The organism is Paenibacillus sp. J31R109 (assembly GCF_059692055.1).
Genome location: NZ_JCAUAR010000010.1, coordinates 171,040 through 195,841, shown reverse-complemented (window position 1 = coordinate 195,841; position 24,802 = coordinate 171,040). Strand labels below are relative to the sequence as shown.

General features: G+C 44.7%; 23 protein-coding genes and 1 riboswitch. Of the genes, 18 read left to right on the top strand and 5 right to left on the bottom strand.

Annotation, left to right across the window (positions count from 1 at the left end; genetic code table 11):
• Positions 1–8: 8 nt before the first annotated feature.
• From AC58QT_RS23440 to AC58QT_RS23430, 3 genes are all read right to left on the bottom strand, one after another.
• On the bottom strand, positions 9–1,169 hold the full coding sequence (locus AC58QT_RS23440; protein WP_497411137.1) for a Ger(x)C family spore germination protein: 1,161 nt from the start codon (positions 1,167–1,169) through the stop codon (positions 9–11).
• On the bottom strand, positions 1,166–2,614 hold the full coding sequence (locus tag AC58QT_RS23435; protein WP_497411136.1) for a spore germination protein: 1,449 nt from the start codon (positions 2,612–2,614) through the stop codon (positions 1,166–1,168). The genes AC58QT_RS23440 and AC58QT_RS23435 overlap by 4 nt, the downstream gene beginning before the upstream one ends.
• Positions 2,615–2,753: 139 nt before the next feature.
• Positions 2,754–3,233 (bottom strand): carboxymuconolactone decarboxylase family protein, encoded by a 480-nt coding sequence (locus AC58QT_RS23430; RefSeq protein WP_310501584.1) that lies wholly within the window; start codon positions 3,231–3,233, stop codon positions 2,754–2,756.
• Positions 3,234–3,410: 177 nt separating this feature from the next.
• On the opposite strand from AC58QT_RS23430, the gene AC58QT_RS23425 reads away from it, so the two are divergent.
• The 18 genes from AC58QT_RS23425 to AC58QT_RS23340 all read left to right on the top strand — a co-directional run bounded on the left by AC58QT_RS23425 (position 3,411) and on the right by AC58QT_RS23340 (position 21,809).
• Positions 3,411–4,256, top strand: a complete 846-nt coding sequence (locus AC58QT_RS23425; RefSeq protein WP_497411135.1) for an ATP-dependent DNA ligase — start codon at positions 3,411–3,413, stop codon at positions 4,254–4,256.
• Positions 4,257–4,419: 163 nt separating this feature from the next.
• Complete coding sequence (locus AC58QT_RS23420; RefSeq protein WP_497411134.1) at positions 4,420–5,949, top strand: spore germination protein; 1,530 nt, start codon at positions 4,420–4,422, stop codon at positions 5,947–5,949.
• The gene (locus tag AC58QT_RS23415) at positions 5,942–7,060 is read left to right on the top strand and encodes a GerAB/ArcD/ProY family transporter (protein WP_497411133.1); all 1,119 of its coding nucleotides are present in this window, start codon (positions 5,942–5,944) and stop codon (positions 7,058–7,060) included. The genes AC58QT_RS23420 and AC58QT_RS23415 overlap by 8 nt, the downstream gene beginning before the upstream one ends.
• On the top strand, positions 7,057–8,181 hold the full coding sequence (locus tag AC58QT_RS23410) for a Ger(x)C family spore germination protein (protein ID WP_497411132.1): 1,125 nt from the start codon (positions 7,057–7,059) through the stop codon (positions 8,179–8,181). Before AC58QT_RS23415 ends, AC58QT_RS23410 begins: the two co-directional genes overlap by 4 nt.
• Positions 8,182–8,236: 55 nt before the next feature.
• Positions 8,237–8,384, top strand: a riboswitch (FMN riboswitch).
• Positions 8,385–8,569: 185 nt separating this feature from the next.
• Positions 8,570–9,478, top strand: a complete 909-nt coding sequence (locus tag AC58QT_RS23405; RefSeq protein WP_497411183.1) for a DMT family transporter — start codon at positions 8,570–8,572, stop codon at positions 9,476–9,478.
• Positions 9,479–9,538: 60 nt separating this feature from the next.
• A complete protein-coding gene (locus AC58QT_RS23400; RefSeq protein ID WP_497411131.1) occupies positions 9,539–10,339 on the top strand; it encodes a sugar phosphate isomerase/epimerase family protein in 801 nt (266 codons plus the stop codon).
• A 29-nt stretch (positions 10,340–10,368) separates the two neighbouring features.
• Positions 10,369–11,718: a TrkH family potassium uptake protein gene (locus AC58QT_RS23395; RefSeq protein WP_497411130.1), complete on the top strand. Its 1,350-nt coding sequence runs from the start codon at positions 10,369–10,371 to the stop codon at positions 11,716–11,718.
• 242 nt (positions 11,719–11,960) lie between these two features.
• Positions 11,961–12,560 carry a TerD family protein gene (locus AC58QT_RS23390; protein ID WP_310501577.1) on the top strand — a complete coding sequence of 200 codons (600 nt, stop codon included), beginning with the start codon at positions 11,961–11,963 and terminating at the stop codon, positions 12,558–12,560.
• Positions 12,561–12,598: 38 nt separating this feature from the next.
• Entirely contained in the window at positions 12,599–13,180 is a 582-nt protein-coding gene (locus AC58QT_RS23385) for a TerD family protein (RefSeq protein WP_310501576.1), read from the top strand.
• A 220-nt stretch (positions 13,181–13,400) separates the two neighbouring features.
• Complete coding sequence (locus AC58QT_RS23380) at positions 13,401–14,147, top strand: TerC family protein (protein WP_497411129.1); 747 nt, start codon at positions 13,401–13,403, stop codon at positions 14,145–14,147.
• A gap of 81 nt (positions 14,148–14,228) precedes the next feature.
• Positions 14,229–15,332: an HpcH/HpaI aldolase/citrate lyase family protein gene (locus tag AC58QT_RS23375; RefSeq protein WP_497411128.1), complete on the top strand. Its 1,104-nt coding sequence runs from the start codon at positions 14,229–14,231 to the stop codon at positions 15,330–15,332.
• Positions 15,277–16,692, top strand: a complete 1,416-nt coding sequence (locus AC58QT_RS23370) for a phosphoribosyltransferase family protein (protein ID WP_497411127.1) — start codon at positions 15,277–15,279, stop codon at positions 16,690–16,692. The genes AC58QT_RS23375 and AC58QT_RS23370 overlap by 56 nt, the downstream gene beginning before the upstream one ends.
• Positions 16,665–17,798 (top strand): cysteine protease StiP family protein, encoded by a 1,134-nt coding sequence (locus AC58QT_RS23365; protein ID WP_497411126.1) that lies wholly within the window; start codon positions 16,665–16,667, stop codon positions 17,796–17,798. Before AC58QT_RS23370 ends, AC58QT_RS23365 begins: the two co-directional genes overlap by 28 nt.
• Positions 17,795–18,628: an HAD family hydrolase gene (locus AC58QT_RS23360; protein ID WP_497411125.1), complete on the top strand. Its 834-nt coding sequence runs from the start codon at positions 17,795–17,797 to the stop codon at positions 18,626–18,628. Before AC58QT_RS23365 ends, AC58QT_RS23360 begins: the two co-directional genes overlap by 4 nt.
• Complete coding sequence (locus AC58QT_RS23355) at positions 18,625–19,647, top strand: ATP-grasp domain-containing protein (RefSeq protein WP_497411124.1); 1,023 nt, start codon at positions 18,625–18,627, stop codon at positions 19,645–19,647. Before AC58QT_RS23360 ends, AC58QT_RS23355 begins: the two co-directional genes overlap by 4 nt.
• A 260-nt stretch (positions 19,648–19,907) precedes the next feature.
• On the top strand, positions 19,908–20,516 hold the full coding sequence (locus tag AC58QT_RS23350) for a sigma-70 family RNA polymerase sigma factor (RefSeq protein ID WP_497411123.1): 609 nt from the start codon (positions 19,908–19,910) through the stop codon (positions 20,514–20,516).
• Positions 20,517–20,574: 58 nt separating this feature from the next.
• The gene (locus tag AC58QT_RS23345) at positions 20,575–21,219 is read left to right on the top strand and encodes a pentapeptide repeat-containing protein (protein WP_310501568.1); all 645 of its coding nucleotides are present in this window, start codon (positions 20,575–20,577) and stop codon (positions 21,217–21,219) included.
• 26 nt (positions 21,220–21,245) lie between these two features.
• Positions 21,246–21,809: a 5' nucleotidase, NT5C type gene (locus tag AC58QT_RS23340; RefSeq protein WP_497411122.1), complete on the top strand. Its 564-nt coding sequence runs from the start codon at positions 21,246–21,248 to the stop codon at positions 21,807–21,809.
• A 15-nt stretch (positions 21,810–21,824) separates the two neighbouring features.
• On the opposite strand, the gene AC58QT_RS23335 is transcribed toward AC58QT_RS23340, so the two are convergent.
• Positions 21,825–23,123, bottom strand: coding sequence for an MBL fold metallo-hydrolase (locus tag AC58QT_RS23335; protein WP_497411121.1), 1,299 nt, complete (start codon positions 23,121–23,123; stop codon positions 21,825–21,827).
• Positions 23,123–24,778, bottom strand: coding sequence for an ABC transporter permease (locus AC58QT_RS23330; RefSeq protein WP_497411120.1), 1,656 nt, complete (start codon positions 24,776–24,778; stop codon positions 23,123–23,125). Before AC58QT_RS23330 ends, AC58QT_RS23335 begins: the two co-directional genes overlap by 1 nt.
• Positions 24,779–24,802 lie beyond the last annotated feature (24 nt).

Here is a 24,802-nt window from a genome sequence, read left to right as displayed (position 1 = left end):
TACCCCAATTATTTTAATTGCCCGCCTAGCGTTCCCAAAGAGCGTATTAGTATTTTTGCTTGGACCGTGACGTCGACTTTTTTAAAATTGTCATCCCAATCCTCTTTTTGTGACTTCCACCAGGATGGATATTGACGATGAAGATAAGCGCCAATCCCGAAAATATCGGTTCCCCAATTTTGAACTTTTTCCAGTGTTAGCTGTAATTTTTTTTGGACTTGTTCGTCCACGTATTGCTGGACTTCCAAGATATTGTCTGCTGCGGACATGTCTAATGAAGTAGTATTTTCCAGAAGATAGGCTTGTGCCCTCACCGTTACTGCAACCCGATGAGGATCATTATCACTTATGGATTGAAAGTGGCTCCTAAGATGTGTTAGGCGAAATGATAAGACACCGGTGCCGTCCTTCCAAGTAATCGTAAGACTTTGTGTTTTTTCTTTTCCAGATATCCAAGCAACGTCGGAGCCTTCCGCATCGTCCAATAAGCCACTGACTTTCAGATTTTTGTTCAAGATGGCATATCCGGAAAATACGGCAAGGGGCTCCTCTTTTTTCGTGTTTACCTTCCTATTCTTGATCTGGAAAGTGGGCACAAGGGAACGGTGTTCTTCAGAGACATTGTCGATAATAAATTGTCTGGTTGAGAAATTCCTCATTCCGTTGATATGAATCTCTTTTCCAGCAGCGATGCTGGATAGATTCTCTAATGGATGCTTAAGGAGAAGGAAATCCTTGGCACTGCTGCCTTTAATCATGAGTGTAATGTCTCGTTGATTATTTGCTGGGTCTCTGCCCAGCTTATCAAATAACTTGGTAATATCGTTCTTATTGAAAAATTCTTCGCTAATCGCGATCAAAATACGATGGCTTGTCATCAATCTACGGGACATATCTCTTTGAATTTTCTCAGTTGCTTCAAATACGTCCTTACCTCTTGCAGACATGACGAAGAAACTATCCGCATTGCCGGTTCCCCCACTTTTGGAAGCATTCATCTGAGCGGGAATTGCGATCTGATGGCTAACTTCAATGTTCCCGTTCTCCACATGATCAATGGCTGTCCCCAACACAAAAGCCAGTTGATTGGGCTCGACGAAATCGGTGCAGCCGGTGAAAAATACGATAAGAAAGAGCGAAAAGCAGGTTTGACTGATAACTCGAATCATGTTGAACGTCCTTTCTTGTTACGACCGTTCTTCATCCAGAAAGGATAACGGATGAGCATGTCTTTAATCCGTTTGCCATCGAATGGCGCTACTGGGCTTAAGTAAGGCGTTCCAAAGGATTCGAGTGATACTAAATGGATCAGCAAGAAGATAATGCCAAAAGCAAAACCTACGAAGCCCAGCATGCCTGAGATGCCTAGCATAAGATACCGGATCAATCGGAAAGGAAGCGTGGCGCTATACCTCGGAATCGTATAAGCAGCGACGCCTGTTAAAGAAATAACGATAATGATTGGCGTTGAGATGATGCCAGCTTCAACAGCGGCTTGTCCAATGACCAAAGCACCGATAATACTGACGACGGGCCCGAGTTGATTGGGGAGATGAACACCAGCCTCTTGTAGACCATCGAAAACAAACATCATAAGGAACACTTCAATAACGGTGGGGAATGGCGTATTTTCCCTTGCCGTTGCGATGCCAATCATGAGGTAATTCGGCACCATTTCGGGATGGAACGTTGTTAGTGCGACGTAAATAGCTGGTAAGGCAAATGAAATGAACGTCATAATGTATCGGATCATCCGAGTGATGATAACAAAGATAAACCGCTCGAAATAGTCGTCTGCTGATTGCAGACCTGACCAGAGCGTAATAGGGAGAATTAGGGCGAAGGGAGTTCCATTCGTCATGATGGCGAGCTTGCCCTCGACTAAACTTGCGGCCACAATATCAGGTCTCTCCGTATTCTGGATCTGTGGGAAGATAGAGAAAGAACTATCCTCGAGCCATTCTTCGATATAAGCAGAATCAATGACACCATCTAGCTCAATTTTGCCTAATTTCTCTCTGACTTCAGATAATACTTTTTCATTTGCGAGCCCTTTTATATAGGTAAGAACGACTTCGGTTTGTGTGTATGTACCAACCGTAAAGGATTCCATTTTTAGAAGCGGGTGAATAATTCGTCGTCTAATCAATGTCGTATTCGTGCGAATATTCTCGACAAAGCCTTCCTTGGAGCCCCGTAAGGTTGCTTCCTTCAGTGGCTCTTGAATACCTCTAGTCTCGTAACCTTGAACCTGTGCGATGAGGGCAGAAGCTTCACCATTCACCAAGATGCCTATGCTGCCCTGAAGAACATGTTTGACCAAATCATCAAAGGATGTGTCGGTCTTTACATCGGTTAAAGGCAACCATTCGCGTTTGAACATTTCAGTCAGCGATTGTAAGCGATCAATACCTTGTGGCAGACCGTTATAGAGTAGTGGCTTTAGCAGGTTATCCTCAACGCCCTGTAATCGCGTCATTCCGTCCAAATATACGAGTAAAAGCTGGGTTTCATCCATTAATATAAATGAGCGCATAACAAAGTCTGAGCAATCACTAAATTGTTCAGTGAGATAGGCTTTGTTTACTTCCAAATGCGCGCTAATAGTACTCATAGATAATCCCCCCTCGTGTCAGTATCTCTGAGGTATTATGAGCAGAGGAGTGGGCGATTATGCAGATTTTGGTAGGAATAAAAGAACAGGAGCATAAACAAAGAACCCTTTGCAGGGTTCTTTGTAAAAAGCGTATCGCTTAGCTCAAGCCAGCTTTTGTAAGTCCAAATGCTACATCTGCAGACCCAGGTACATTCTTGAATGCAATGTTAATGCGATTCCAAGCATTGATGGACATGACAGAGAAAGTCAGATCAGAAAGTTCTTTTTCCGAATACTGTTCACGAACACGGTTATACAATTCATCAGGAACACCATGCTCAGGAAGGTTAGTCAGGACTTCCGTCCAAGCCAACGCAGCTCGCTCACGTGGAGAGAACAGCGTGGATTCGCGCCAGATCGAAATGTGGTAGAGACGAAGCTCACCTTCCCCGTGAATCTTAGCTTGCTTGATGTGCATATCCAAGCAGAATCCACAACCATTCATCTGAGAAGCTCTGATGTGAACAAGATGAAGAATCTTCTCTTCTACAGCACTTTGCTGTTCTGCGGTGCTGAATTCCAACATTTTTTTGAAAAACTCCGGTGATTGTTGCATATAATTTATACGTTGTGCCATTTGTATTACCTCCTATTTGTTTTGACACTTATAAGACAATTGGCGCCTCTCAAGTGTGACATCATCCATATAATTATCTTTTACTTCTATTAATAGCAGCGTTTTTTAAGAGGGGAAACAGTTTCCATTAGGCAGAAGGTTCATAGTGAAGTATCATTTAGAACAGGGTGATATCATATGTTCATTTCTCCTATGATGCTGTACAATGCCAAGAATAATAAGCCATTTTACAGTAAGAATCATATAGCAGAATTAAAATTAGATGGTTTACGTTGTATTCTTTCCAACATGGATAAGCTGTATGTGTATACGAAGCGCAATGATTTAATTACGCATAAATTCCCAGAATTACTTAGATGTCCTGTACCTGAAGGCACCGTACTTGATGGTGAATTACTTATACTAGATGATCAAGGAAAACCAGACTATGAAGCGATGTCCGCGAGGTTTTTATCTAAGAAGAATAAGAAACCTGTGGTTTTTTGTGCTTTTGACATTATGCGCTACAAAGGAATTGACGTCACGGGATTAAACTTACTTGAGCGCAAAGAGTTGTTAGACAAAGCGTTTACTGAAAATGAGACATATAGAAAAATTGAAATGTACGAGGGAAATGCGATCGATTATTTTGAACGGGCTCGGTTGCGAGGAATGGAAGGCATTATTATTAAATCAAAAAAAGAGAATTCAACATACGAAATCAACAAACGTTCGATCCAATGGCAAAAGGTTATCAATTGGACGTATGCCGATGTGTACATTTCTGGTTATAGAAAAAATAATTTTGCCTTATTAGCCTCAATTGATGCAGCTGACGGTACTAAGTTTCCAGTAGGCATTATTGAATCAGGTCTCTCCACCACACACCAGAACGTGATTGAGAGCGTGAAGAAACGACTGGTCTTCAAGGAAGATAAGAATTTTGCCTATATGGAACCGCGGATTATGGCTAGAATTAAGACGAGAAGCTGGACCCAAAGCGGCAGACTACGTTCACCGGAATTTATGGAATTTGTTATCTAATCATACAAAGCAGTAACGTTTATAGAGACTTAGTCCACCTAGTAGTACAGGGGATTCGGTCTTTTTTTTGTGGCTTCGCATACCCATTCATTTACATAATCTACACGGATCTAGTGCAAAATAGCCATACAATTGAAATGTCAGGACTATGGTGAGTTCGTTCATGTTTTCCTTTAAAAATTTACTATTAAGAAAATCCAAACCCACTGTCAAACAGCCAGCCCCCAAAGAAACTGCGTCATTTCACTTCGTGGCTGATTTGAATCAAATGAACATACAGTTCCAAGAGACATTTCGGATGTTTCCTGATTTCGTGAGCAGAGAATTAGTGAATGAGGTTACGTTTGGCGTTTTTTATCTCGGTAATTTGGTGGATGCTGAGCTTCTCATCGAAGAAATTCTGAATCGATTAATGCATCATGAAGACATGTCTTCACCTGAAAAGTTAGTAAATCTACTGCCCATAGGTCAGTTGCTGCTTGACGATAATTGGTATCGTATGCAGCAGTTTATTTTGCAAGGCTGGACGTATATCCACATCAACGGATATCCATGCGGGATTTTGGCTAATACCATGAAACGCAGAGAACGGGCCTTAACTAAGCCGGAAAATGAAAGTCAGATCCTAGGACCGCAAATTGCTTTTACGGAAAATATGGAGACCAATGTAGCGCTGATTCATCAATATTTGCCGAACCCTGATCTATGCGAAATCGCGATGAATGTGGGTGATAATACGCAGACGAGTATCCGTATTATCTATTTGAGAAATCGAGCCGATTTAGAAATGGTTACTCATATATATAACTCGATTGATGCGTTACATCTTGAGGCGCTATTGGACGCAACGATTTTAGCGCAATGGCTGGAAGATAATCCAAGCTCGGCTTTTCCGCAAATGATTACCACAGAACGAGTGGATAGGGCAATATTTCCCCTCTTGGAGGGGAAGGTTGTGATTACAGTTAGTGGTAGTCCCCAGGTAATCATTTGTCCTAACACTTTTTTTGATTTTTTCAAATCAATTGAAGATTACTATTTTAGATGGAGCACAGGGTTGTTTTTCCGAGGATTGCGAATTATGGGGATTGCTATTTCTCTGTTTGCTACGGCAACGTATGTCGCGGCACTTACATACCATTACGAGATTATTCCACAGGCACTCCTTGTCCCCCTGGCCCAATCACGTGCAAGAGTACCTTTTCCTCCCCTCGTAGAAGCACTGATGTTGGAAATGATTATTCAGCTTCTAAGTGAAGCTGGTGCGAGATTGCCCTCCAAAGTAGGTCAAACGATGGGGATTGTTGGCGGTATTGTTATTGGACAGGCTGCGGTACAAGCTGGGTTCACCAGCAATATTTTAATCATCATCGTGGCATTAAGCGCTTTATCTTCGTTTACAACTCCAGTGTTTGCTATGGCGAATGCGATTCGAATTATTCGGTTTCCTATTATCCTATCCGCGGGTATAATGGGTGGCTTGGGTATCGCGGTAAGCGTTGCTTTATTAATTTTACATCTGCTTCGACAATCAAGTCTGGGACAACCGTATTTCTATCCTCCTTATACAATTGAAAATAAAAACAACCGAGACGGCCTCATCAGAGTCCCCTACAAACTAGCTCCGAAACGATCCGTATTCGCTAATACGGGGGAGAATACCCCGAAGGGAAACAAGGATATCGATGAGTAAAACACAACAATCGTATATGTATAGCTCCTTTTTACTCATGTTTATTATCCATGACGCTCAAGTTGGGGTAGGACTGCCCGGTTACCAAAGAATTGTGTTTGGCATGGCAGGGCATGACGCTTGGATTGCGGTCATTATCGCTGGGCTCGTCACACAGCTTGTGGTTTGGTTGATGATCAAAACGTTGATGAAATTTGAAAATAAAGACCTCTATGACATTCATTTGCTAATCTATGGGAAAACAATAGGTCATGTGGCAAATATCATCTATCTGGTTTATTTCTTAGTTGCAACGATTATTGTGCTTCGCAATTACGTAGAAATGATTCAGGTCTGGTTATTTCCTAGCGCACCACAATGGTTGCTATCTTTATTGATTGCAAGCGTCGTCTTTTATGGGGTAAATGGGGGGTTACGAACGATTGTAGGCGCATGCGTCATGTTTGTGATTATAACGGTGTGGCTGCTATTTCTTCTTTATTTTCCTTTGAGATATGCGGAGTGGACAGGTGTGTTACCCATAATGGAAACGGATCTAAAGCATCTTAGTAGGGGGGTGCTTTCGATGTCTTTCACAATGGCCGGATTTGAAATCGTTTATTTTATTTATGCTTATGCAAAAGATAAGTCCAAAGTCCAACGATATACGCAACTTGGAATTATGAGTGTCACGTTTGTGTATACAGCCGTCATGTTTGTTTCGATCGTGTTTTTCAGCGGGGGAGAGCTTCTGAAGACAGATTGGGCTACGTTTACGATGTTGAAGATTATCAAATTTCCGTTCTTAGAACGGTTTGAGTATATCGGTGTTAGTCTGTGGCTCTTAGTCATTCTGCCGAATCTACTCATGTATAGTTGGGCGGCGACAAAAGGACTGAAACGTACATTTTCTTGGAAGCAAAAGTACTGGTTGTATATTTTCATTGCCATAGTATGGATGGCTTCTTCTGCTATTGACTCTCGGGTTCAGATGGATTATATAAATGATATTTTTGCGAAATGGGCAGTCTATATCGTTTATGTGTATCCTGTGATCCTGTTTGGCATGGTTCATTTTTACTTGTGGAGACAGAAGAAGGGGAGACAACCTGAACCTGAGGTGATCACGTGAAAAGATTCAATGTCATTGTCTTTGTGTTAATCGTTATCCTTACAGCTACAGGCTTGCGTTTAGAGAAAAATGTGTTGGAGAAGTTAGGGATGGCGATTGCAGTTGGGTATGATCATAGGGAAGGAGATAAAATTAATTCTACCTATGTGATTCATCAGATTGACCCGAATTCCAAATCTTCTGTCATGACAATCACCGCTGAGGGGCTGACAAGCAAAGGTGCTCGCGTGGCTGTGAACCGCAAGTCAAATAAGAAGATCGTTTCTGGTCAATTGCGAGTTGCCATTTATGATTATAAACTTGCGCAGTCAGGACTTCTACCATTGGTTGATACCTTGTTTCGGGATGCCTCCATTGCCAGTACGGTTTATATGGCTGTTAGTAAAGACAGTACTGAAGATCTATTGAAGCATAAATATCCACAGTTCCCGGATGTTGGAACTTTTATCGTAGACAGCATTCACCAGAATATTATGGATGAACAGATGGTGTCAGGCACACTGCATGAATTCCTCTCCGCCTTATATTCTACCGCAGACCCCATGGTACCAGTTCTACAAAGAAATGGGGATACCGTAGAACTGAAAGACGTGGCTGTTTTCAATGGTGATAAAATGGTAGGTACCATCGATCCGAAAGAAGCATTCTTCCTCAAGACGATACGGGATCGTTATAAGGCGGGGAATATCGAATTGTCCCTGGACACCAATCTTTTGGGGGATATCGCGAAGAATGTCAAAGATAAAACTGTTCGAGTCGTTGTGGAGAATATAGCTAGTGATAGTACGAAAAAGCTAATTAGCCTAAACCCTCTTAAATTTCAAGTTGCCATTAAAATGAAGGGCGTGCTGACGGAAACGTCGGAGCAGTTTGATCTTGGTCAAGCTAAAGTTATTGAAGCTCTACAAAAGCAAATGAATAAACAAGCTGAGGCACATATTCAAACGCTATTAAAGAAATTAACAGCCCTGGGCTCGGACCCAGTCGGATTTGGAGAAATTTATCGGAGTCAGGTGTACCACTCCAATCTAACGAGCGATGTATGGCATGAGATGTATCCCACGGCCTCTTATGATGTGAATGTAGATATGCGGATCGTGCGACTGGGCCAGATCCAGTAGCACATAAAAGTATTGCCAACCAAACTGTAACCTGATAGTATACACTTAATCGAATATGAACCTTCGGGGCAGGGTGCAATTCCCTACCGGCGGTGAGGATACCCGTGTGTATCTCCAGCCCGCGACTCCTAGCCAGCAATGGCTGGGACTGACTTGGTGAAATTCCAAGGCCGACGGTATAGTCCGGATGGGAGAAGGTGAAGAACAGCTTGTTAAATTTTCACGAATTTAACAGGTCTGTTTGTCAATGCCCCCGTTGAAATGAACGGGGGCATTGTTTCTTCGAGAAGGTTCAATTCAGACCGTTTACTAGGAGGTTTTTGAATTGGAAAATGCATTTAAGTTTGGAAGTAAGGGTGCGACTGCCCAGTCAACTCGTACAGGTGGTATGAGTGGGATCTGGTATGTAGCGCTTGGCGCCACCCTGTGGGGACTGGATCCGCTCTTTCGGATCCTCTTGTTAAAAAGCTTGACCTCAGCGCAAATCGTATTCATTGAACATGTCTTATTGGCTATTTACGCTGTACCTATCCTGATAAAGTATCGCAGGACGTTAACTGGCAAGCTATCTCTGGCCGTCATAGGAGCGCTGCTCTTCATCTCTTGGGGAGGATCGGCTATCGCTACCATTCTCTTCACTGCGGCTTTCTCTCATGGAAGTGCCAATGCCATTTTACTCTTGCAGAAATTACAGCCCTTGTTCGCAATTATATTAGCTCGTGTTCTATTAAAAGAAACATTGCCTTCAAAGTTTTTTGGATACATTGTTGTGGCGCTGTTAGGTACATACCTGTTGACGTTTGGTCTCGGTTTGCCTGACATGGGCTTGAAGGATTTAGGTACCATCAGCTGCTTATTTTCCATTCTGGCAGCCGTATTATGGGGCGGTTCAACCGTGATGGGGAAATACTTGCTTCAGCAAAATTTGAATTTCCCAATTGTCACTTCACTGCGGTTCTTGCTGGCCCTCCCGTTATTAACGGTCGTGCTTTTAGTAAGCGGCGATCATTGGCAGTTGAACGGTTCAAGCAGCGGACTAACGATCATCGCAGTAAACCTGCTGTTCCAAGCCTTTTTCCCTGGATTGCTCAGCATGCTGCTTTACTATAAAGGTTTATCATCGACGAAAGCGTTCTTTGCTACGCTAGCTGAACTTGCATTCCCTGCTGTTGGTGTATGCATGAATTGGCTTGTATTTGGCCAAAAGCTGACGATAGGGCAATTGCTCGGTTTCATCCTGATTTGGTTGACCTTATGGTTCATGAGTCAGCAAAACCGGGTTAAAAATTTACACTAGTCAAATAATGGCAGATGTTTTAAGCTTGACTCATTGATCTAATGAGGAGGGCTATTCTGGATGGAAATTAAATTATTCAAAGCATTATGGGGCATGGAGGGTTCTCTGGAGTCCCAGTTCGAGCGTATTGCTGCTGCTGGTTATAACGGCATTGAGGCACCTATGCCAACGCTAGTCGACGAGGATCAGTTCCGGAAACTCTTAGAAGCGTATCATATGGACTATATCGCCATGGTCTTTACAGAAGGACCTCATCATATTGCTTCATTTGAGGAACAAGTGGCACGTGCGGTATCCTTTCGTCCCGTCAGCATAACTTCACATAGCGCGAAGGATGCAATGCCATTCGAAGAGCAAGTCGAATACTTCCGTGAAGCAGCTGCCATTGAGCAGAAATGCGGGATTGCGATTGGCCATGAGACTCACCGCGGCAGAGCGTTGTACAATCCTTGGGAAACTGGCAGACTGCTGGATGCCGTGTCTGGGCTCAAGCTGACAGCGGATTACAGCCATTGGTGTTGTGTAACCGAGACCACTTTGGAGAATCAAGAGGAGAATCTACGCAAGTCTTTTCCACGTGTCCAGCATATTCATGGTCGTGTAGGTTATGCACAAGGACCGCAAGTGCCAGACCCAAGAGCGCCAGAATACGCACACGAATTGCAGCGGCACATGAGCTGGTGGGATAGCATCGTTCAAGCGAAGAAGGAGTCCGGCGAAACTATGATAACCTATACGCCAGAGTTTGGACCTCCAGGTTACTTGCATACCTTGCCATTTACGAACCAACCAGTAGCGGATTTATGGGAAGTATGCCTCTGGATGGGAAAACATTTCAAAGGACAATATAAGAGTATCTAGTCCTATTACTCTCTGTTGAAGGTACAATCATGCTAAGCAAATTACAGAAAATGCCTGCCTCGCGACTGATTGTGATCGCCTATGTCATTGGCATATTTTTAATTGCTATCCTTTTAAAATTACCTATTAGCTTGCAAACGGGCGCCACAATCTCTTTTGTGGACGCCCTCTTTACTTCCGCCAGTGCTGTCAGCGTGACAGGGCTCACGACGGTAGGGATCAAAGATACGTTAAGCGGTTTCGGTATTGGCGTATTAATCGTTGCTTTTCAATTCGGTGGTATCGGCGTCATGACGCTGGGGAGCTTTTATTGGTTATTGCTCGGGCAAGAGATCGGATTGCTGCAGCGCAAGATGATTATGATTGATCAGAATCGCAACAATTTATCTGGGCTCGTTCAGTTAATGAAGCTAGTGCTGGTCTTTACGCTGATGCTTGAGGCGATTAGTACACTGGCTTTTGGCTTGTATTTTTATTTCGCTGGGGAACACGGATCCATATGGAGCGCCTTGTATTATGGCATGTTTCATACCATTTCGGCGTTTACGAATGCAGGATTTGATTTGTTCGGCAATTCTTTACTCGATTATTCGGGCGATTATTTCGTGCAGGCACTCACCATGCTCTTAATAGTATTAGGCGGAATTGGGTTTCCAGTACTTGCTGAGTTGCGAGAGTATTTGTGGGGTGGCCATAAAAATTTCCGGTTCTCCTTGTTTACGAAGCTTACTATCCTAACAACCTCAGTGTTGTTAGTGTTCGGAGCGATCGGATTTTGGTTAACGGAGCGAACGCATGCGCTGGCAGGTATGAGTTGGCATGGCAAGATGCTAAGCTCATTATTCATGTCTGTTACTTCTCGCAGTGCAGGGCTGACAACGATTGATATTTCTACGATAACGGAGGCAAGCTTATTGCTTGTATCCATATTAATGTTTATAGGCGCAAGCCCCTCCAGTATGGGGGGCGGTGTTCGGACAACGACAGTAGCCGTTATCGTATTAACACTTGTTGCTTATGCGCGTGGGGAGAAGGAGCCGAAAGTGTTCGGTCGGATGATTAGTCAAGAGGACTCCCTCAAGAGCTTTGTGTTTTTCTTAACGGGGATTGCACTGCTGCTCGGAGGAATGTTTGTGCTTCTCATGGCAGAGCCGGATCGTTGGGGGGTGTCTGCTATCTTATTTGAGGTAGCCTCGGCATTTGGTACGTGCGGTTTGTCCACGGGAATTACAGGAGATTTGGGCAGTGTTAGTAAAATCACATTGATCGTGCTCATGTTTATCGGAAGGATTGGTTTATTTCTGTTCTACACCTTATTTACCAACGGAAAGAAGAAACCTCTTATTCGTTATCCCGAAGAAAAGCTGATCATTGGATAAATAGCAGTCAGAAACGTAGGAATGGAAATTTTTTGAATATCCTATGCTGTAAGATGTTATAATAAGATAAAACGCAGCCTAGGATTATCCTGTGGCTGTTTTTGTTTTTGAATTCTGGGGGATTTTGACTACTAAAGTCGAATTCACAAATAATTTACCCAGGAAAGTGAAACGTGATTGAATTTCATGCGTATCAGATAAGGGAGTTCACTAAAACAGGTAAGCGAAGGGAGGTGGCCTCGTTGACAATCAGTTTAGTCAAAGGTCAAAAGATTGATTTAACCAAAGGTAACGCAGGTCTTTCTAAAGTTGTGGTTGGATTGGGTTGGGATCCTGCAGTTGTTGAGAAGAAGGGGTTCTTCGGCTCAAAGAAATCGGCAGTCGAGATCGATTGTGACGCTTCCGTGATTTTATTGGATGAAAAGGGTAAAATAACGAACCAGAAACATGTGATTTATTTTGCTAATCTACAAAGCCCTGATGGTTCCGTTGTTCACTCTGGTGACAACCGTACCGGCGATGGCGCTGGAGACGATGAGACGATTTCTATTAATTTAGGACAAGTTCCCGCTGATGTGAGCAAAATCGCATTCGTCGTGAATATTTATGACTGTGTGAATAGAAAGCAAGATTTCGGTCTCATTCAATCTGCCTATATCCGTGTATTGAATGGTGCAAATCAACAGGAGTTGGTTAAGTTTAACTTAACTGACGATTATTCAGGCAAATCATCCCTCATTGTTGGTGAAATTTACCGACACGGCGGCGAATGGAAATTCAGTGCAATTGGTGAAGGCAGTACAGATACAACGATCGGACAATTGGTCAAAAGATATCAATAATGGCACAGCCAAATCCTATATAAAGAGAGGTATTTCACATGTCTATTTCATTATCTAAAGGTCAAAAAGTTGATTTAACGAAAACAAACCCAGGTCTAACGAAAGTTCTCGTTGGCTTAGGTTGGGACACGAACAAATATGATGGCGGTAAGGATTTCGATTTGGATGCTTCCATTTTTGCAGCGAATGCAGCTGGTAAAGTTAGCAACGATTCCGACTTCATTTTCTACAACAACACCAAAAATGCGAATGGTTCCATCGAGCACAAAGGTGACAATCGTACAGGTGCAGGAGATGGCGATGATGAAGTTATCTACGTTGATCTTAGCGCAGTACCTGCTGAAACAGAGAAAATCGCATTCTGCATTACGATTCATGATGCGGAAGCAAGAGCGCAAAACTTTGGACAAGTCTCCAATGCTTATGTGCGTGTACTAAACGAAGGTTCTGGCTCAGAATTAATTCGTTTCGATCTTGGCGAAGATTTTTCCGTTGAAACAGGCGTAGTTATCGGTGAACTTTACCGTCATAGCGGTGAGTGGAAATTTAGCGCTATCGGCAGTGGATACAAAGATGGGCTAGCAGGTTTGGCACGTGATTACGGTTTGCAAACTTCCTAAGTTGGAAGTTGTAATAAAGGGGTGGTACTTTCAGGGTATCACCCTCCCTACTCTTCTTAATCAATTCGACTCGAGAAATGGTGTTCACTTGACCAGCTTTGTTGTGTTATGGATTGGAAATCAATGCTCCGAAGAGACGAATCGTGTTATTGGAGAATGATATAGATGAGGCTTGAAGCGCTTGAGGTTGAATAGCAAATAAAACAGGGGGTCCACCTTAATGTCAGACTTTTTTCAAAGTTTTGTAGATAACTTCATGAATTTTTTCAGTTGGGACGTGCTCTCGGCAACACTTACGGATCCCGTAAACTGGGGGATTATTGGTACCCTTATTATTCTAGAGGGACTTCTTTCAGCAGATAATGCACTCGTTCTTGCGGTTATGGTTAAGCATTTACCGAAGGAACAACAGAAGCGAGCGTTATTCTATGGTCTACTCGGTGCCTACATATTCAGGTTTGTTGCAATTGGTGTAGGAACGTTCTTAGTCCAGATTATGTGGATTAAAGTAGCCGGTGGTGCTTATCTCCTATGGATTGCCTACAGTAATCTCTTTAAGAAGAAACATGATAACCCTGAAGGCGGGGAAGTTAAGAATAAAGGCCTTTCCTTCTGGCGTACAGTATTAGCAGTAGAAGTCATGGATATTGCTTTTAGCGTGGATAGTGTACTTGCTGCATTCGGTGTTAGTGACAAGGTATGGGTATTGTTCGTTGGTGGTATTTTAGGAGTACTTATGATGAGAGGCGTGGCACAAGTCTTCTTAAAGCTCATTGACAAGATACCGGAATTGGAAAAAACGGCGTTTATTCTTATTATTCTCATCGGTGCCAAAATGATTGCTGGTGCGTTTGGTTTCCATCTATCACACTTCGTGTTCTTCTCCTTAATTATTGCTTTGTTCGGAGGAACAATTATTCTAAGCTCACTTCGCAAGAGGAAGGCTGGATCTGTAAAAGGATCTTAATAACTACATCATATGTTTAAACAAGGACAATCCCTCCGCTAAGGAGGGATTGTCCTTTCAACAAATAAGGGAGGAATCGGCATGCGATATTTCAATTATTTAACTGCGGATGAAGAGCAAGCTTTATTTTTTTTACCGCCGAATTCCTTCCATAATCATTCGCACAAAGACATTCTAGCACATTCCATTGGTGCGGCTCTGTATATGCCAGCGACACGACTTACGTTTGCAGAAGACATTGCATTTGGTAAAATCGAAGGCCTTGTTTCCGTTGTTCTTGATCTGGAGGATGCGGTAGGGGATAACGAGGTGCATGCAGCAGAGGAATCCCTCATTGGACAAATGAATCGAATTGCTCATTGGATTGATGTAGGCATTCTAAACGCAGATAATCTGCCATTGATTTTCTTGCGAGTTAGAAGTGTCAATCAGTTGAATTATTTACTGGAACGGTTGGAGGATCATGTAGCCCTTCTGACAGGTATTGTATTTCCGAAATTCACAGCTGACAATGGCGAGGCTTACTTTCAAATTTTAGAGGATTATAATGACGAGAAAGCAGAAGCTGCGCCTACTTTGTATGGTCTGCCCATTTTAGAATCAGGAGCGATTATTTATAAGGAAAGCCGGACTTCTACCTTACTTTCGATAAACGAAATCATTAAGAAATATAAGCATTTGGTCTTAAATATTCGCATTGGTGCCACGGATTTCTCAAGCTTGTTTGGGCTTAGACGCAGCCCTGATCGGACGATCTATGATATTGTACCTATTCGGGATTGTGTTGCGGATATACTTAATATTTTTGGGCGTATGGAAGCTTCTAACGTGATCTCTGGACCCGTGTGGGAATATTTCCCTACGAAAGGGCTCATTAACGAAGTGATGTTGGATAAGGAAAATGGCATGATTGGCAAAACCATTATTCATCCTACGCACATTAAGCCCGTTCAATCGCTCTATACGGTCACGCATGAGGAGTACACGGATGCCACGAGCATTCTATCCAATAATCATGGAGATCTTGGTGTCATGAAGAGTGCGTATGGGAACAAAATGAACGAATTTAAACCCCATTCTAATTGGGCGAAGCGTATTCTTTTACGATCACAAATTTACGGGGTGCTGCATGAACAACAATCCTTTGATGGACTATACATTAGGCCTAACCGAGCGTACGTATAAAATAGCAGGTGATTTGGAGCTCGACATCACTGTGACCTCCAATCCGTATAACATCCCTTTGGATGCGTTATTCGCGATGGCAGCGAGAATTAATAAGAAACGGTCTTTTTTGTTTGTGAGCAAAGTATTAGGCAAGCATATTCCTTTGAATCCGTACACTTCGCTGTTAAGTGGGACTACATTAGCGCTACTACTGCAGCAAGCTTTAGAGGGCAAGGAGTCTGAAGAGAAGGTACAACTGGCAGTTGAAGGGCTTGTCTTCCCAGAGAAAGCGGATGCTGCCTATAAGACGGTCATGTCTGAGCGCCTACAACTGCAGCAGCCCATCACGTTTATTGGATTTGCAGAAACAGCAACGGCAATTGGTCATGCGGTGTATGAGACGTTTGGACAAGGAAGTCATTATTTGCACACGACACGTGAAGTGATTGAAGAATCACCGTCCATCCTTCAGTTCGAAGAAGAGCATTCCCATGCTACGGCCCACTATGGTTACTCCGACGACCCTGCGATTCTTGGACACCCCGAAATTCTTGTTCTAGTGGATGATGAAATTACGACAGGTAAAACATCGCTCAATATCATTCGCGATCTGCAAGGGAAATATCCGAAGAAAATATATTATGTGCTAGCACTCTTGGATTGGCGTACAGAGGAAGATATCTTACAATTTGCTCAGTTGGAGAAGGAATTGCAAGTTACGATTCACGTTATTTCCTTGATAAGCGGGTATACGAGTGTCTATGGCTCAAGTGAGAGCCTAGCTCTGCAGCCGCCAAGCCCTCTAGCTGAGGGGCCTACAGGGGCTCTGCAAATGTTCTATGTGAATGACCTATTCGCGCACGCACCTTTTGCAGGTGATCGTCCCTATTTGCAGCATAGTGGTAGATTCGGGCTAACACCCGCGAATACCGAACAACTAGACCGTTCCATCACGCAAACGGCAGAGCGGCTCAAGCGCAAGCGTACAGGCAGCAAGACGCTCTGTGTGGGTACAGGGGAGTTTATGTATATCCCTATGCGAATTGCTGCTGAGATGGGCGCAGGGATCTCGTATCAATCGACGACTCGTAGTCCCATTCATGTCATCGAACAAGGTGACTATGCGGTGAAATATGGTCATGCTTTTCCCTCCCCAGAGGATGAGAACGTTGTGAATTTCTTCTACAATATCGCGTATGGCATGTACCAAGAGATATTTCTTTTTATGGAAAGAGAAACGACGCCATCCGCTTTGGAGCCGATCTTGCACATTCTTCAAGCGAAGGGGCTGCACACCTTGCATATTGTCTTTTTCTCACCTCAAACGGTGGACTGGAAGGAGGCTAGGGTATGGAAGATTGGCGATCCAGAGCTATAGAGGAGCCCCAAGCAATGGGCAGCTATCCCTCTGCTGATGTGACATTTTTACTGAAGGATATCAGCCATGTACAGCTTGAGGTTGCCTTGGATGCAAGAGAACGTGCGATTCAATCCGGGACGCACTATTCCGAAATGCTTCCGAAGGAGCATCTGCCTTCCTCTGAGTATTTGAACTTGTATCATGAAACCCTTAAGCTATCCGCAAGGAAAGTAGCGGTTTCCGTGGGGGCTGTTGCCGAGATTATACGGGCCAAGAAGGGACCGAATACGGTCCTTGTGTCCTTGGCTCGCGCGGGGACGCCTGTCGGTATTTTGATCAAACGCTATTTGCAAGACATCCATCAGCTGAACCTACCGCATTATAGTATCTCGATTATTCGTGGCAAGGGGATTGATGAGAACGCTCTCTTGTACATGTTGCAGAAGCATCCTGGAGCCCATCTGCAATTCATAGATGGGTGGACAGGCAAGGGGGCCATTCGTAAAGTGCTAACCCAAGCTTGTGTCAAAATGGCAAAGGATTACGGGATCATCTTGGACGATGATCTTGCGGTTCTCGCCGACCCCGGTCATTGCACAGATATGTTCGGAACCCGCGAAGACTTCCTGATTCCGAGCGCATGTTTGAACTCGACGGTCTCTGGTTTAATGAGTCGAACGGTGTTGCGTGACGATCTGATTGGGCCAACTGATTTTCATGGCTCCAAATATTACAAGGAATGGTTGGAACACGATCAGTCAAATCATTTTATTGAAACGATCGTGCCTTATTTTAGTCAGGTGAGAGAGGAAGCTCAGGCGATTGCCACGGATATGTTGTTGCATCCACCTGCCATATCTTGGCATGGCCTACGAGATATTCAAGCCATTCAGGCCACTTATCAAATGGCAGATATGAATCTCATCAAGCCAGGAGTGGGGGAGACAACGCGCGTCTTGCTCAGGAGAGTGCCGTGGCGGATCTTGGTAGATCGCATGGATAATCCGCATATTCGGCATATCCTGCTCTTAGCTGAGGCACGTGGTGTCCCTGTTGAAGTGTATCCAGGTCTCACCTATTCCTGTTGCGGCCTTATACAATCTGTGAAAGGAGATGCCGAATGATTTATGCCAGCGATTTGGATCAGACCTTAATTTATTCTCAGCCCGAAGAACGTGCAGCGCACTGGGGAGATCGTATCATGGTCGCCGAGCTGATAGATGGCAAAGTACGGTCTTATATGTCCGCAGCCACGTATCAACGTTTACAAGCGTTGATGAATGAGCTCATATTCATCCCTGTGACAACACGAACCATCGCGCAATATGTACGGATTCATCTCATCAGCCAAACCTTGAGACCCCAATATGCTGTGACAAGCAATGGGGGAAATATGTTGATCGACGGCAAGGTCGATACGGATTGGAGAGATCTCGTCAGGACACGTGTTAGCGAGACGAGTGCGCCAGTGGAAGATATTCGCCTAGTCATGCATGGCGTGTTAAGCCAAGATTGGGTAATCAGCTCAAGCTGGTGTGACGATCTCTTTTACTCCCATATCGTAGATCGTGACCGTATGCCTAAGCAGGAGATCGCTGATCTCAGCGCTGAATTGATGGGGATGGGCTGGCGTACTTCTGTGCAAGGACGGAAGGTGTACATCGTTCCTGAGGCTGTAAGCAAGGGAGCAGCGGTTGCACACCTGAGCGAGATTCTTGGTGGACGAAAAGTCATCGCTTCCGGCGATTCTCTTCTAGATCAGAGCTTGTTAGACATCGCTGATTTCGCGATTGCTCCAGGTCACGGAGAGCTATTCCGCCAAGAGCAGATGGGTCAGTCCGGGAAATATCGATTTACCGAGGAGTCTGGTATTTTTGCGGCTGATGATATTACATCGTTCGTACATTCCACACATGACGAGCACAGAAAGTTGCTCATAAAGGAGCCCTCATGAAAAAAGTATGGTTTAATCGCTGGTTTTCTGTCGCTTATCATTATATGAACAGCATTCGCAACAATGAGGACGGAGCTCCTTTCAAGATGTACGCAACCCATCCGGATCGAACGCATATGGCACTGCAAGCGGCGGATTATGCGGATACAGAGCCTGTTCTTGGCGACGATGATTACGTAGAATTTGCGCTTAACTTTTGTAAGCAGCATGGGATTGATGTATTTATTCCTAGATTGCATATGTACGCGATAGCCAAGCATATTGATGAGTTTGAGAAAATCGGTACACGTGTAACCGTTTGTCGTGACCTTGAGCTTCTTGAAAATCTCATGGAGAAGCAAAAATTCTACGAATCCATCCGTCCAAAGGGAATTGTTGCAATTCCCGATTATCATGTGGTGAATACGGCTGAGCAGTTTCTAGAGGCGTATGATGCCCTCACAGCGGCTGGTCATGGTGTCTGTATGAAGCCAACGAATGGTGAAGGCGGCAATGGATTTCGGATTATCAGCAATAAGCGGAATGCGTTGAATGACATGTTTGGACCCGTCATGCCGTATCTCACGAAAGAGCAAGCCTACCAGAACTTCTCGACAGTGGAACGTTTTGATGACGTCATGGTTATGGAAGTACTGAATGGTCTTGAATACAGCATAGACTGCCTAGCTTCCGCAAAAGGTGAGCTTCTTGCTGCGGTTCCGCGTCGTAAAGCAGATGGTCGATTGAGGCTGTTGGAGGAAGTACCAGAGCTGATCGAACTTGCTAATCAGGTAGCTGCTACCTATCGCATTCCTTTTAATTATAATATTCAAGTTAAATACAATCAGGGTGTACCGAAGCTGCTTGAGATTAATCCACGGATGTCCGGCGGATTACATGTCACCTGTTTAGCGGGCATTAACTTCCCATATCTGGCGGTGAAATCGCTTCTTGGTGGACATGTTGATGTCCAAAAACCGACTTTCGGCTTACTGGTAAGCCATATTGAGCAATATGTTATTATGAATCTCGGCGAATAATAAGGAGCGCGCATCATATCTTTGATAATAGATGATCATTCGTATCAATCAGCAAAGAGGGTGCGCGATATGACCGTAGGCGGGATTATCTTATTCGGAATTATTGTAACGCTAATTGTGATTGCAAGTGCAGAGAAAGCGGAATATGTGTCCAATTTTATCGATAAATAGTCATCTTTGAAGCCTGAAAAGGTTTCTTTTTTTTGCTTCGATTTGGTAGAATAGTAGATAGGTAGTTTCATTAGTGAAGGAGATTTAACATGCTGCAATTAAGCGATAGTCAACTTGCAACAATGTGGAGTCAAGGAGATGCGAAAGCGTTTAATCGACTTCTGGAGCTGTATAAGGACAGAATTTATCGACTGGCTTTTCGTATGCTACGTAATAAATCAGATTCCGAAGATGTTGTTCAGGAGACTTTTTTGCGAGCACATTTGAATTCACATCGATTTGATGCTACCAAGAACTTTTCCAGCTGGATTTTTAGCATTGGCAAGAATGTAACCATTGATCTGATGCGGAAGAAGAAGAAAGAACTCTCCATGGACACGAGTGCGTTTCCTTCGCAAGACGAGCGCCCATTGATTGAGAAATTGGTGAGTCTTGAGAAGACGCCGGAGCTTCAACTGATTGAGCAGGAAACGTTTAGTCAAGTCGAGCAAATGATTCAAGATCTACCGGACAAATACAAAGATCTTATTGTGTACAAATATTATTTGGATATGTCCTTAGAAGACATCAGCCGTGAAGTGAATTTGCCTGTTTCTACGATTAAGACGAGGCTCTTCCGTGGTCGGAATTACATCAAAAGAAAATGGGGATCCTTATTCTTCATGCTGCATAGCTTATCCACAATGATCATTTTATAAAGGTAAGCCGATAAGGCTTATTTTTTTGCCCCCATTACCTTATGATAAGGAGCTTCTCATGAGTATTCCTAAATTGGATGCACCAAAACTTCCGAAAGAATTACCGATCATTACGTTGCAAGAAGGAAAATTTGAACCTGAGGATTGCTTTCATACAGGCATCATTAGTGATTGTGTAATTGATAATCAGTCTGCTTATAAAGTTGCATTTGATAAAATTATTTTCCGCAACGTGACCTTTACCCGGATTTCGATGAAAGAAATTGAGTTCACGGATGTTATTTTTGATCGATGTGATTTGTCGAATGTGAACTTCACTGAAGCGACGATTCATCGTACAGAATTTCGTAATTGCAAAATTATGGGCATGGATCTCACGGGAGCCACGCTGCGAAACATCCTTTTTCAAGATTGTTTAGGGGACTTTGCAACATTCCGGATGGCTAATCTAAAGCAGATCACGTTTCAATCTTGTTCTTTAATGAGTTCTGATTTTTATGAGGCTACTTTGCAAAAGCTACAATTTGAGGTTTGCAAGTTGGAGCAAGCTCAATTTACAGGGGCTAAACTCGAAGGCATTGACCTAAGTACCTGTGAGTTTACCAGTTTAGGTGTAAGCATTGAGGATCTGCGGGGATGTATCATATCTAGAGGGCAGGCCTCGGTATTCGTAAGTCTTTTTGGGATCAAACTAAAGGAATAAAGGCCAAGTGAATGGAGGGGTAGACGGTGAAACTTGGATTTGATATTGATGATACCCTCATTAATCTAAGAGAGCATGCGTTTCATATTTACAACCACAAGTTGCAGCAGAATGTTGGGCTAGAGGTGTTCCAAGCCCTGCCTTCGATGGAAATTCACAGTGCCTTTGGATTAACCAAAGAGGAGGGGGGAAAGCTGTGGCACACTCTGCGCGATGAGATTTATTATTCGGATTGTGCGACATTTCCCCATGCGCGTGAGGTTCTCAACCAGCTGGTAGCGGACGGCCATGAGGTGTACTACATCACAGCTCGACCCAAAGATCATACGGAGCGCACGCGGCAGTGGCTGATCGACCACGGATTCCCTGTCGCAGAGGGGCATTTCTTCTGTGGGATGAGTGATTCGGAGAAAGTACATATCATAGAGGCATTAGAGCTGGATTATTATTTCGATGATAAACCAGCGGTTCTGGAGACGTTAGCTCACTTGCCAGTCCGCAGTTGTGTGAAGGACAGATCCTATAATCAACATCTGGCATTGCCGCGGATTACGTCGTGGGAAGAGTTGAATGACATGTTAAAAGGCTAAAAAGTGCTCGCATCGTTACAAAACGATGCGAGCACCTGGCCCAAGGGAGAGCAGATCTTGCTCTCCCTCTTTTTGTAGTTGTCGGAGTAACTCATCCGTATCCCGTTTCGGCGCATGGACGAGCAGCTTGAAGTTGCTCCGCATAGATTGGACCATCCGGCGGACATCGGGGAGTCCTTGGTGGATTTTGTAGCGGATGGCGCGTATTCGGCATCCACTGTCTGAATCTGGCAGCGCGAGTAATCGATGCGCTGTTGTTCCTTTGGCGGCATGCCCCGTGATCAGGATGCCATTATTGTTGTGATTACGCAGCATGTCGTAATACCACTGTGCTTTCACGGATTGCATCATGCCATCCGTGGTGATCCAAATGGCCGCGCGCGAACATGCGATGTCCTCTTGGAGTAGACGTTCGCGATCATCATCGGTAGAAATGATCGCTGAACGGGAGCTGCTTAAGGCTTCGGCTAATCGTGCAGCCACGCCGACCTTGAGCCAGCTTGGATGTTGAAGCATGAGCTTCATGGCTTCAATCAGCTCTTGCTCTACGCGGATCGGCGTATTCGGGTAGCGCTGCTCCATCAAGAGCAGCAGCTCCTGCCCCCGGCCGCACACAGGAACTGGCAGCAGCAGCAGGCCGTTTGCGGCTAATACGCGATCTGCTTCTATGAAGAGAGACTCGAGCTTCGACTCTTGCTCTTCGGTATCCGTGCTATAGGCAGCATCGAGGATAGCACCATCCAAGGCAGGACTTAGTTCAGTCAGCCGCGGCGTATCTGTACCGAGCACAATAGAATCCTCGCTATAATCACCCGAGTAGAAAAGTCGCTTTCCTTCAAGCTCAATCATGAGCCAGATGGAACCAAGCATATGTCCGCTGCGTCCCCAGCACACTCGCAGTTCAGGAGAAATAGTGAACCATTGCTGTGCGGGTACAGCTTCTTCAATGAAAGCGTATTTGACCGCTGCTAGATGGGTATCATCGAAGGGCAACTCGCCACCTTGTTGACGAACGTAATTCCCCCAGCTTGAATAATAACCAGGCAGTTGTTCGGCTGTAACTCTTGTCGTCCACACGACGCCACTGTACCCTAATTTGTATAGCAAAGGGATCGCAATCGAATGGTCTTCATGGGCGTGAGATAGAAAAACCGCATCCAATGCGGCTACTTTAGCAGCATCTAGGAGTGGGTATTCACCGATGCCTTCACGCTTTACCCCACAATCGAGCATGAGACTGCTCCTCGTATTTCCAATCCAATAACAGGAGCGACCGTGTTCACCGGCTCCGCCCCATACTTCCACATGCATCATTACGCATTCCACTTTCTGTTTGAATTCATGTTGTTGACTATCAACAGCAGGATCGTCGTTATACCAACTGAAACGACAGCCATAGCCATACCAAGCGAAATTTGACCTTGCTCAAATTGAGCGAAAATATAGGTCGCCGACGTCTGCATCGACGGCGGGAGTACCATCATCGAGGCGACGAGCTCGCGGAGCGAGATGGTGAAGGTCATCATCCAGCCGGCGATAATACCCGGCAGGAGAAGGGGTAAGACGATACGTCGGAACACGTACCACGGCTGACCGCCGAATACTTGCCCGGCTTGCCGCAAGGATTCGTCAAGCTGGCCGTTGCGTGCCTTGACGTATTGCACGGTGTACGGCAGGAAGAATACCACGTACGTGAGGACAACCATGCCGTAGGTGTTGTAAAGATGGAGCGGCATCCAAGCCGAGTTCCATAGCATGATGAGTCCGACCACAAGGACCATATCGGGAACGGTGTTCGGCAGCAGGCTGAACATATCTGTAATCCGTTCCAGCAAGCGCTTGCCGCGCCCGATCGTGAGGGCGAACCATGTACCGAGCGCTGCCGCTAAGCAGGCCGCGAGCAAGGCGAGCCCCATGCTGTTCGTCAAGGCCTTCATGCTCGGTGAGCCCCATGTTAGAAGCTCACCGTAATGGCGAAGCGTGAGATTCGTCCAAGCGAGACCATTCCCCCTCAGCTTCATGAGTGAAGCTGAGATGATCGAGAAATAAGGGATGCCAATCGCGGTGGCGAGCACCAAGATTACGTACAGCCAAGCGAGAGCACGTTGCCAGCCGCGGTAGCCCATGACTTTGCCCTGTGAGCTTTTACCGCTTACCAGATTATAAGAGTGCTTCCGAACAACTAGAGACTGCACGTACCAAAGCACGAGACAGGCCATCAAAAGAAGAGAAGCTAATGAAGTCGCTTTCCCGAAATCGACGGGCCAACTAGAAATCGATGCTTGAATTTCCGTTGTGAGAACGAAATAGCCGATACGTTTACCGAACGTGATAGGTGTACCAAACTCGGCAAGTGTTTTAACAAAAATGAGCAAAGCGCCCATGATATAGCTGGAGAAAACAAGCGGCAGAAGCACCCGCCGTAATGTATAAGAATAGCTAGCCCCATGTACAGCAGCAGCTTCTTCTTTATTTCCACCAATTTGCACAATGGCATTGCGGAGAATGAGATACAAGAATGGGAATAAATGCAAACTCATGATGGTGATCATGCCGAACAGGGTGAAGAAATGAGTGCTAACCCAGTGTGCACCTGGAAAAAACTGCTCTAAGTATCCTCGCGGCTGCATGAAGAGAATCCAACCCATTGAGCCGATATATGGCGGTGTCATAAAGGGGATCAGTAACACAATGTCTAACCAGCGATGCTTACGAAGTGGTGTTTTGGCCATGATCCAAGCGAGTGGCAAAGCAAGCAGCGTACTGCCAACGACCACCCAAATGCCGAGCATGAAAGAATTTGTGAATACACCCGACAAATCTTTTTCGATTACGGTTCGTAATGGGGCTAGGAGATCTAAAGTCCCCTTTGTCCAAATACTTTTCCAAGCCACGAATAGAAGAGGAAGGACGACTAGCATGGCTAGTAACAGCAATGCTAAGTACGTCCCTGTGCGTTTTACGATCATCTTGTCGTCATCCCCAACCTCAGC